Annotated in this window: 7 protein-coding genes and 3 pseudogenes; 7 read left to right on the plus strand and 3 right to left on the minus strand. The window is 54.9% G+C overall.

Annotated features, from left to right (window positions below; translation table 11 throughout):
* Positions 1 to 213: 213 nt before the first annotated feature.
* Positions 214 to 2133: a methyl-accepting chemotaxis protein gene (locus AB3U87_RS20755; protein ID WP_253459572.1), complete on the plus strand. Its 1920-nt coding sequence runs from the start codon at positions 214 to 216 to the stop codon at positions 2131 to 2133.
* Positions 2134 to 2239: 106 nt separating this feature from the next.
* Here the strand turns inward: AB3U87_RS20755 and AB3U87_RS20760 are convergent, their stop codons facing one another.
* The 3 genes from AB3U87_RS20760 to AB3U87_RS20770 form a co-directional block, all read right to left on the minus strand.
* The gene (locus AB3U87_RS20760) at positions 2240 to 3853 is read right to left on the minus strand and encodes an NAD-dependent malic enzyme (RefSeq protein WP_301253301.1); all 1614 of its coding nucleotides are present in this window, start codon (positions 3851 to 3853) and stop codon (positions 2240 to 2242) included.
* A gap of 142 nt (positions 3854 to 3995) precedes the next feature.
* A complete protein-coding gene (locus tag AB3U87_RS20765; RefSeq protein ID WP_125290841.1) occupies positions 3996 to 4208 on the minus strand; it encodes a hypothetical protein in 213 nt (70 codons plus the stop codon).
* 117 nt (positions 4209 to 4325) lie between these two features.
* Positions 4326 to 4649 carry a hypothetical protein gene (locus AB3U87_RS20770; protein ID WP_301730761.1) on the minus strand — a complete coding sequence of 108 codons (324 nt, stop codon included), beginning with the start codon at positions 4647 to 4649 and terminating at the stop codon, positions 4326 to 4328.
* 183 nt (positions 4650 to 4832) lie between these two features.
* Here AB3U87_RS20770 and AB3U87_RS20775 point away from each other — a divergent pair, with 183 nt between their 5' ends.
* From AB3U87_RS20775 to AB3U87_RS20800, 6 genes and pseudogenes are all read left to right on the plus strand, one after another.
* A complete protein-coding gene (locus AB3U87_RS20775) occupies positions 4833 to 5060 on the plus strand; it encodes a putative hemolysin (RefSeq protein ID WP_394150347.1) in 228 nt (75 codons plus the stop codon).
* 844 nt (positions 5061 to 5904) lie between these two features.
* Positions 5905 to 6183, plus strand: a pseudogene (locus tag AB3U87_RS20780) (type VI secretion system contractile sheath small subunit); the annotation flags it as partial.
* Between the two features lie 59 nt (positions 6184 to 6242).
* A pseudogene (locus AB3U87_RS20785) lies at positions 6243 to 6470 on the plus strand (OmpA family protein); the annotation flags it as partial.
* A 4-nt stretch (positions 6471 to 6474) separates the two neighbouring features.
* Positions 6475 to 6966 carry a type VI secretion system effector Hcp gene (gene hcp, locus AB3U87_RS20790; protein WP_301253299.1) on the plus strand — a complete coding sequence of 164 codons (492 nt, stop codon included), beginning with the start codon at positions 6475 to 6477 and terminating at the stop codon, positions 6964 to 6966.
* Between the two features lie 525 nt (positions 6967 to 7491).
* A pseudogene (locus AB3U87_RS20795) lies at positions 7492 to 7693 on the plus strand (hypothetical protein); the annotation flags it as partial.
* On the plus strand, positions 7690 to 10034 hold a 2345-nt coding region (locus AB3U87_RS20800), incomplete at its 3' end, for a type VI secretion system Vgr family protein (RefSeq protein WP_394150349.1). The pseudogene AB3U87_RS20795 and the gene AB3U87_RS20800, both read left to right, overlap by 4 nt.

Below are 10034 nucleotides of genomic sequence, written 5' to 3' on the forward strand. Positions count from 1 at the left end.
GTTCTGCGCGGCGTCAGGGTAGCCTGGCCGCTGTGGCAAAATCAAATCGGATTTTCCTCAGGGTTTTATGCTGCGCTACGGGCGTTATCACCCGGCAGGCGCGTTCAGGTTTTAGCCAGCTTTGCCGATAATCCGCGTAAGCGCTGACGAAATATCGCGCAATTCAACTATTCAGGCGCCGTTTTGCCACTGTTCTGTTTTGAGGAATACATTATGCCGGGGATACCAGTTCGTCTGTCAGGGAAATTGATCTTTGGCGGCATTTCGATGCTGCTGTTAACCATGCTGCTGGTTTGGTTCGCTATTACCCTGCGCGGACAGCCGCGCGTGGTCGAGGCCAGCAACAGCCTGATCCAGCAAACCGGTGAAAACATCGTGGGCCAGCTGAATCAGCAACTGCTGCGCATTGAAGGTGAAGTGGTGAGCATGGCGCGCCTGGCGGAAGTGCTGCCGCACCAGGAGACGCTGGTGAAAAGCGTGCTGCCGCAGATTATCGACAGCAAGGGCGATAAAAGCATTGCGGGCGGCGGTATCTGGCCGGAACCCAACGCCTTTACCGAAGGCGTTGCTCGCCGTAGCTTCTTCTGGTCTCGTGGCGCAGGCGGCGCGCTGGTCTGGTCAGACGGCTACAACGAGCCGGGCAGCGCGGGCTACCATAACGAGAGCTGGTATACCTCTGCCCGGGAAGCGTCGCGCAGCAAATGCAGCTGGTCGGAAGTTTATCAGGATCCGATTTCCCAGGTGAATATGGTCACCTGTAGCGTGCCTTACGTGCAGGGCGAAAAGTTTGCCGGCGTGGCGACTTTTGACGTGCTGCTGGATAACCTTTCCGGTTTTATGCAGAGCCACGGCAATCTGACCGGCGGCTACGCCTTTGCGCTGGATGGCGCGGGCAACGTGCTCTATTTCCCCGGCGGCAAAGATAAGGCGCTGAAGAAGTTCAGCGCGCTGGCGGCGGAAAAACCCTGGCTGGCGCCGGTGCTGAAGGGCATCGCGGAAAATAAAACCATGACTACCCTGAATCACATTCAGGATGGCGTACTGAATAAGCAGGCGCAGGTTACGCTGTTCAGGATGCCCGACACAGGCTGGATTATCGGCCTGGTAACGCCGCAGGCGAAAGTCACCGCGCTGGCGGATAATATCCTGCAGGATATCTTTATCGTGCTGATCCCGGCGCTGGTGGTTCTGCTGGTGCTGGTCTGGCTGTTTGCCCGTCGTCTGGCGGCAAGGCTGGAGTCAACCCGCGCGGCGCTGGATGAAATCGCCAACGGCGACGGCGACCTGACCCGTCGTCTGGCCACGGTCGGTAAAGATGAGATCGCCGAAATCGCGGTGTCGTTTAACCAGTTCGTCGATAAAATCGCAGGCGTGATCACCAGCGTACAGGCCAGCGGCGTCAACGTGGCCGCCAGCGCCAGTTCGCTGGCGGAAGGCAACCAGGCGTTCTCGGCGAAAATCAGCGATCAGGCGGCGGCGCTGGAGCAGAGCGCGGCGGCAATGGAGCAGCTCAACGCCACGGTACAGCTGAATGCGGAAAATACCCGTCTGGCGGACTCCTTTACGGAGCAGACGGCGCAGATCGCCCGCAGCAGCAGCGAGGTAATGAATCAGGTGATTGCTACTATGGCTTCGATCAAAACGTCCTCCAGCCGCGTGGGCGAAATCCTCAGCGTGATTGATGGGATCGCCTTCCAGACCAATATACTGGCGCTGAACGCGGCGGTGGAAGCGGCCAGGGCGGGCGAACAGGGGCGTGGCTTCGCCGTGGTCGCGGCGGAAGTGCGTGCTCTGGCGCAGCGCAGCGCCGCTGCGGCGCAGGAGATCAAAGCATTGATTAGCGAGTCCGACACCACGGTGCTGGCCGGCAGTCGGCTGGTGGAAGGCGCGGGCGAAAAGCTGGCGGGCCTGGTGAACGACGTGCTGAAAGTCAAAGAGGTAGTGGGTGAAATCCGCGTAGCGGGCGACGAACAGAGCAAAGGCATCAGCGAGGTCACCCTGGCGGTGTCGCAGATGGAGCGCGGCATTCAGCAGAACCTGCTGCTGGTGACGCAGACGGCGGAAAACACCGAAGCGCTGCGCACGGAAGCCGCCCAGCTGGCGCAGGATATCTCCGCGTTCAGAGTGGCCTGACGCTAACTAATAAAAACCCGGCATCGTGCCGGGTTTTTATTTTCGTTCCTGCATCGCTTTATGGAGAAGGGCGATGGCTTCAGGATAAAGGGTTACGCGATCTTTATCAGGCGTAATCCGGCCTGTAGATCAGCGTTTGCAGCCAGTTGTCAATCTCCTGCGGCTCTTCCACACCGGCCAAACCGTGCTTAAACAGGTAGCGTATCAGGCCGCTGGCTATGGCGATTTCCGTTTTAACGATATCGGCCTGGGAAGGATAGAGCTTGCCTTTTTCCCGCTCCGCCTTGCTGACCTGCTGTGCGCACAGGCGGGCCGCTTCGATAAACAGCTTGTCGTCCACGCGCGCCGGTCTGGCGGCGTAAATCGCCAGGCTGACCGCCGGGAAAATATAAAAATTATTCGCCTGGCCGGGATAGCGCGTTTCACCGTTAATTTTTTCTTCTCCGAACTGCACGCCCGCCGCAAACAGCGCCTTGCCGTCGCTCCATTCATAGGCCTGTTTTGCGGTACATTCCGCATTTTCGGTGGGATTGGAGAGTGCAAAAATGATTGGCCGGTCGTTCAGCTTACTCATCGCTTTTACCACGCCTTCGCTGAACAGCCCGCCCTGAGTGCTGACGCCAATCAGCATGGTGGGCTTAACGCGCTCAACCACTTTTTGCAGATCGCTTTCTGCGGGCATGTCGTGCGCATAGGCTTTTTGCGATGTATTCAGGTCGTCGCGCTCAGCGGTAATCAGTCCTTGTTTATCAAACAGCGTAATTGCCTGTTGCGCTTGTTTCCGATCGGCACCTTCCTGCACCATAGCGTCAACCAGCATATTGGCGATACCGGTGCCTGCCGAACCTGCACCGGCAAACAGCACGCGCTGTTCCGCCAGCCTGCCGCCGGTTGTCTCCAGCGCGGTCAGCAGGCCCGCAAGCACCACGCTGGCAGTGCCCTGAATATCATCGTTATACACCAGCGCCTGCTGCTGGTAGCGCTGGAGATAGCGGATGGCGTCGTCGCCCTGCCAGTCCTCAAAATGGATGCAGCAGCCGGGAAATACGTCGTTGACGGCGGCGACAAATTCATCCAGCAGCTCGTCCAGCGCCTGCTGGTCAAGCTTTGCTTCCCGCAGGCCGGTATAAAGCGGATCGTCCCGAAGCTGTTCGTTGCCGGTGCCGATATCCAGATGCACCGGCAGCAGCCCCTGAGGCGGCACGGCGGCGCAGGCGGTATAAAGCTGCAGCTTGCCCACCGGAATGGGCGCGCCGTTGGCGCCAATATCGCCCAGCCCTAAGATGCGGCCACCAGAGGTCACGCAGATAAAGCGCACCTCTTTTTGCGGCCAGTTACGCAAAACTTCTTTCAGTCGGCCTTTCATTTGCCGGGTCAGATACATGCCTTTGGGACGTCGATAGATATGGCCATATTTTCGGCAGGCGTCGGCGATAGTCGGATCGTAAACCAGCGGGATAAAAGTAACCGGATCGGACATCAGCGTGGCGTAAAACAGCGTTTCGTTGCGGTCAGCCAGCTCCTGCAAATAGATATACTTCTCAATATCGTCGGGTTTGTTGTCCAGATGTTCCAGCACACGCTGCATTTGCGTTGCCAGCGAATCCACCGCAGGCGGCAGCAGCCCTTCAAGATGCGCGTCCGCTCTTTCCTGCTGGCTGAAAGCGGTATCTTTATTCTGCGTGGCGGAAGCCAACAGGCGGTAGTCTGGTCTGGTCATCACATTCCCTTACTGGTCGCAATACATCAATTCGGTAAGCCTGGCTGAAAGCGCTTAACGTTGCTGGAGGGAAAATGTAACAAAATCAAAGAGGATAAACGGTAAGGGCAAAAAAAAACCTCGCCTTGGCGAGGTCAGGAACCTACTTAATATAGCTGCGGATAGCCTCAGCAATGGCTTTGTTCGGACCGCGGTGATCCTCGCGCTGTTCCGTATCATCGGCCACTTTTTGCAGGTATTTATTCAGCTTGCCGCCGGTCGGCACGTTGCCATAGGCAATCAGCATCTGCACGATCTGCCTGAGCGCAAGCAGCTCGACGGTAAGACGTTCAACAACAGGATCTTTATCTGGCATCAGGGGGGACTCCGGTACGGTTTTCCAGTGACTTTATGGTGATTTTACGGCGGGCGCGTAAAAACCAATCAGTGGAATACCGCAGAATAACGGCGTCAAATCCCGGCGGTGCAGGCGTCAGGAAAGATAAAGCACCGCGCCCGGCACCTGTAGCAGGGTGTAAAGCTCCGCAGAGGAAGGGTTAGCAAGCTCCTGCTGTAGCTGCGGTGAACGGTAGAGCATCACATGGATTTTCTTCAGCTGATGCCAGACCAGGATAGCGGAAACCGTCAGCGAGCAGGTATGGTCGCTTTGCAGACAGAGCAGCGTGTAATGCCACTCCTCATCCAGCTCGTTGGAAAAAAACTGTACGCTTTCCGGCGGCAGCAGCGCGCGCAGATCCGGCAGCAGAAACTGGCTGACGTCCCGGGTAAGACGCAGGGTAAAAGTGGCGGTTCGCATAGAGCATTCCTTGTCGTTAGTCGGCCGTTGCAGGCGCTGAGGCGAGTATCAATCCCAATCCTTTGGCGTTAATCGTTAACTCAGTGAGCGGTGATTGACGTACAACACCTTAAACTATAGCGCTTACTATTGTTATCTGACTGATAATGAGACGCAATGGGATCCATCTGAACAGAGGTGATAATGAGAAAGAATTTATTGTTTATCTGTGCCTTATTGGCAACCGGCTGTGCGCAGAATGCCAGTAAACCAACCTCGTTGAACATGAAAAACCCGGCGGCGGCCTGGTGCATTGAGCAGGGCGGTACATCAGAGATCGTGAAAACGGCGCAGGGCCAGAGAGGCTACTGCACGCTGCCTGGCGGCGAGCGCATCGACGAGTGGCAGCTTTATCGGCGGGATCATAAATAAAGGCGTGCTCAACAAAGAAATGCCGGTAGTAAAGGGAATAACTTTATGTGCCGGCATTGCTGTACAACGCGGTTTATCTGTCTTGTAAACTTATAAAGGTACATTTTTTGCTATGCCGTAGCTGATTGAGTATTTTAAGGCAAAGCTGCAATGTATTTTTGAAGTCTGGTTGCGTATGAGTGAGTATTCGCGTCAACGCCTGCAGGCTCGTCATCCTTCGCCACCGACAATCTTATGCTGGCCGTGGGTCTACACAGTTGGATTTGTACCGGCTGGCTGACGTTATTGTTTTGATGAAAATAAATAAGCCTCGTTCAAGTGAATAATAAAAAGGTATGAAATTCTGTATATTTCATCAGTTTTGTACATGCTCAGTCACGTCCTGGCTCTCATTTTTGATAAAAATACAAAATCAAAAATTCACGTGATTGAAGGAGGTTTTATACGGTTTTATCCCTAAGTTAAATTGATCTTTTGTTGCACACCCTTATTCCATAGGGTCTGAAGGGGTTATGCAATAAAGTTCATACAAATCATAAAGATGATCTAATTTTGTTAAACCTTTTCGATGTAATATTTAGTTACATTATTTTGTTTTTAGTCATGCGCAAACATTCTTACACTCCGGCTATAAGGTCTTGTCCGAAAATCTTCGATTTCAGATAAAAGCCCAAAAAATATAGTGTCGATATGCTGGTGAATGGAATGCGCTCGCTTTTAATTCCGGGGTGTTGATTCTTGTCGGATGACGAGAACCGGGATGTTGTTCTGGCAGGGTTTGCCTTTTTTGTTAATTTCTCACTGGTATTGACCGTTTCTATAATTTCATAGAACAGGGACAGCCATGTCTGACTCTTCCTCTCAGTGCGAAATACCCAAGGCACGTATTAATTTAAAAATTGATTTGCATACGGGTGGAGCGAGCAAGAAAACCGAGCTTCCCCTGAAATTACTGGTTGCGGGCGATTTCAGCAACGGCCGGGAGTCTGCACCACTATCTGAGCGCAAAAAAGTTAATCTGAAAAAAAATAACTTTGACTCAGTTCTTTCTGAATATTCCTCAAAAATAAATCTGACCGTTAAAAATATGCTTGCCGGTGACGGTTGCGAAGACAACGTCAGTCTGACATTCCGGAGCATAAATGAATTCTCCCCGGAGCAGGTTTCCCGACAAATCCCGCAGCGGTACGCGACTGGATGCATGACACCGGCGATGTGCCGGAAAGCTGTTTTGCGGTGCAGGGCTATAGCGCAAGCCGTCCGATCGCAACCAATGACGCCCCGAAGGGCCGTGCACTCAACCGCCGTGTCGAAATCAGTCTGGTACCGCAGGCCAACGCCTGTCAGATATCGGGCAAAACCCTGGCGTCATCGCAGGATGATGACGCATCACAACACAATGGAGAGTAATTACATGGCAATTCCTGTTTATCTTTGGCTGAAAGACGACGGCGGCGCGGACATCAAAGGGGCTGTGGACGTTCAGGAGCGTGGCGGCAGCATCGAAGTGGTGGCGCAGGAGCATAACCTGTACATCCCGACCAACAATAACACCGGCAAGCTGACCGGTACCCGTATCCACACCCCGTTCCTGTTCACCAAGGAAATCGACTCGTCCAGCCCGTATCTGTATAAGGCGGTGACCACTGGTCAGACCCTGAAATCTGCGGAATTCAAGTGGTACAAAATCAACAACTCGGGCCAGGAAGTGGAGTACTTCAACACCAAACTGGAAAACGTGAAAGTGGTGAAAGTAAACCCGGTGATGCACGACATCAAGGATCCTGCTTACGAGAAGCATAACCACCTTGAGCAGATCGAGCTGCGTTACGAAAAAATCACCTGGACCTACAAAGACGGCAACATCATTCATTCCGACTCCTGGAACGAACGCGCCACCGCCTGATTACGCGTCATATTTCGCGCCGCAGGTGCGTTGGCTCGCTCCGGTCATACAGTTATCTATGTTCCCGGAGACTTACGAACTTGCCGCCTTCCTGCGACACGAACTCTTTAGCGTAATCCTCGTTTTTAAGCGGAGGGGATAACCTTTCTGCTGTTTTGCTGAACGTCTGCAGTACGCGGGCTTTCAGCAAAGAAACCGACAAACTGTCTGCCAGCCTGACCTTGTGCGCTTTGGTCCCCTGAACAAAGGGAAACAGCGAGGGGCGGTAGCGTGACCAGGAACCGATAAAGAGAGAATCTCATGGAGAATCCGGCAAGCCTTCTTCGACGTCTTAATCCCTACTGCGCCCGTGCGATGGAAGGGGCTGCCTCCCTGTGTCAGACCCGCACCCATGCAGAAATCCTGCCTGAGCACTGGCTGCTGACGCTGCCCGAACAGGGGGAAGACCATCAGAGGGTGGACATTCTTTCCCTTCGTCGTAAGAACAACCCGAACCTGGTTGGCGAGCCTGGCGTGGGTAAAACCGCGCTGACCGCCGCCTGCCTGCTGCCGGATACCGGCGCACGCAACGTCAACAGTCTGCTCAATCAACAAATTCTGCCGGTGCTGAGTCAGCAGTTGCTGACCCACATGGCTGCAAAACAGAAACCCGGTCGTACGCCTTAGCTCGAGTGAGAAAGAGGGTATCGGACTGGAGTTTGGCCGTACACAAGGAGTGAACGTATGAGCATCAACTTGCCGATAAGATTCAGCCATAACCACCATCAGCTGGCGGTAAAAGAGTGCAGTTCGGAGCTTGATGTGCTGGCGTTTGAAGGTGATGAAGCCCTGAGCACGCCGTTCAGCTACCGTATTGAATTTACCAGCGGTAACCATGCCATCAGCAAAGAAATGATGCTGATGAAAGCCTCCTCCCTGACGCTGCAGGCCCCGGTTGACCGGGGTTACGGTATTAAAGTGCAGCAGCCAGTGCGGGTAATTCAGGGCGTGGTTACGGGCTTTGAACGTCTCAGTACCTCAAAAGATGAGACGCATTATGCCCTGACGCTCCGGCCACGCCTGGCCCTGCTTGACCGTTCACACCAGAACGCCATTTACCAGGACATGTCGGTGCCACAAATCGTGGAAAAAGTCCTGCGCGAGCGTCACAACATGCGCGGTCAGGATTTTCTGTTCTCGCTAAGTCGTGAATACCCGCAGCGTGAACAGGTGATGCAGTACGGTGAAGACGACCTGCACTTCATCACCCGCCTGTTGGGTGAGGTGGGTATCTGGTTCCGCTTTACCACTGATACGCGTCTGAACATCGACGTCGTGGAGTTTTACGACGGTCAGCAGGGGTATGAAAAAGGCCTGACGCTGCCATCGGTTCCGCCATCAGGACAGCATTCGGAGGGCGTGGACCCGGTCTGGGGCATGGAGAGCCACCATAACGTGGTACAGAAGCAGGTCTGCACCCGTGATTACAACTACCGTCAGGCCACGGATGACATGGACACCCGGGTCGATGCCACCCGCGGGGATGCCACCACCTACGGTGAGGCCTATCACTATGCGGATAACTATCTGACGGCGGGTGATACCCATGACCACCATCCGGCACCGGAGTCCGGGGTGTTTTATGCCCGCATTCGTCATGAGCGCTACCTGAATGGCCAGACGCAGACCCATGCCATCACCAGCTGCCCGACGCTCTCTCCGGGTCAGGTTCTGAAAGTCACCGGCGGGTACGAAGTGGCCGACGTGTTTGCTCATGGCGTGGTCATCACGGCGATGCACAGCCATGCGCGGCGTGATGAGGACTTCGGCGTCAGGTTTGACGGTATCCCGGACAGCACCGACTTTTGTTATCGTCCTGAGCCCGGTTCACGCCCGGTGATGGCCGGCACATTACCGGCCCGCGTCACCAGCACCATCGAAAATGACACCTACGGCCATATCGATAAAGACGGCCGCTATCGCGTCAACATGCTGTTTGACCGTGATAACCGGGAGACCGGGTTCGAGAGCCTGTGGGTCCGGCAGTCACGTCCCTATGCCGGCGATACTTACGGCCTGCACCTGCCACTGCTGGCGGGCACCGAAGTGGCGATTGGCTTTGAAGACGGTAACCCGGACCGGCCGTACATCTCCGGCGTGCTGCACGACTCGGCCCACGGCGACCATGTCACTATCCGAAACTACAAACGTAACGTCCTGCGCACCCCGGCGAACAACAAAATCCGCCTCGATGACAGCCGTGATCAGGAGCATATCAAGGTCTCCACCGAGTACGGCGGCAAGAGTCAGCTGAATCTGGGACATTTAGTGGATGCTGAGAAGCAGAAGCGCGGTGAGGGTTTTGAGCTCAGAACCGACAGCTGGGGAGCCATCCGGGCACAGAAAGGGATGTTCATCAGCGCTGATGGCCAGACGAAAGCGCAGGGCCAGGTGCTGGAGATGCAGCCGGCGGTCAGCAATCTGGGTAACGCCCGGGAGCAGATGACATCCATCTCCGATGACGCGCAGAAGGCGACCGCGAACCCGGCCGATCTCCAGGCGCAGGTCACGCTGCTGGAACAGCAGTTGACGGACCTCAAAAAATCGGTGCTGCTGCTCAGCGCGCCGGAGGGTATGGCGCTGACCAGCGGACAACATCTGCAGGTGTCTGCTGGCCAGAACCTGATAGCCACTGCCGGTAAAAATGCAGACGTCAGCGCGGTGAAAAATCTGTTCATCGGCGTGGGTAATGCCCTGAGCGTGTTTGTTCGGAAGCTGGGGATCAAGCTCATCGCGAACCAGGGGCCGGTAAAAATACAGGCGCAGAATGATTTGATGGAACTGGTGGCGCGTGGGGAACTCAGTATTACCAGCACTGAGGATGAGATCCACATTACGGCAAATAAGCGTGTGGTGATCAATGGCGGCGGAAGTTATATCAACCTGGATGCCAACGGCATCGAATCTGCCACGTTGGGTGAGTACCGGACAAAAGCCGGGTTCTACGGACGAAAAGAAAAGGCTAATAACCCCGAACAATTCCCGAGCATTGCCCTGGAAACCACCGGGCCTTCCCGCAAATTCAGCTT

Origin of the sequence: Erwinia plantamica (assembly GCF_043420595.1) — a bacterium.
Classification (GTDB): domain Bacteria; phylum Pseudomonadota; class Gammaproteobacteria; order Enterobacterales; family Enterobacteriaceae; genus Erwinia; species Erwinia aeris.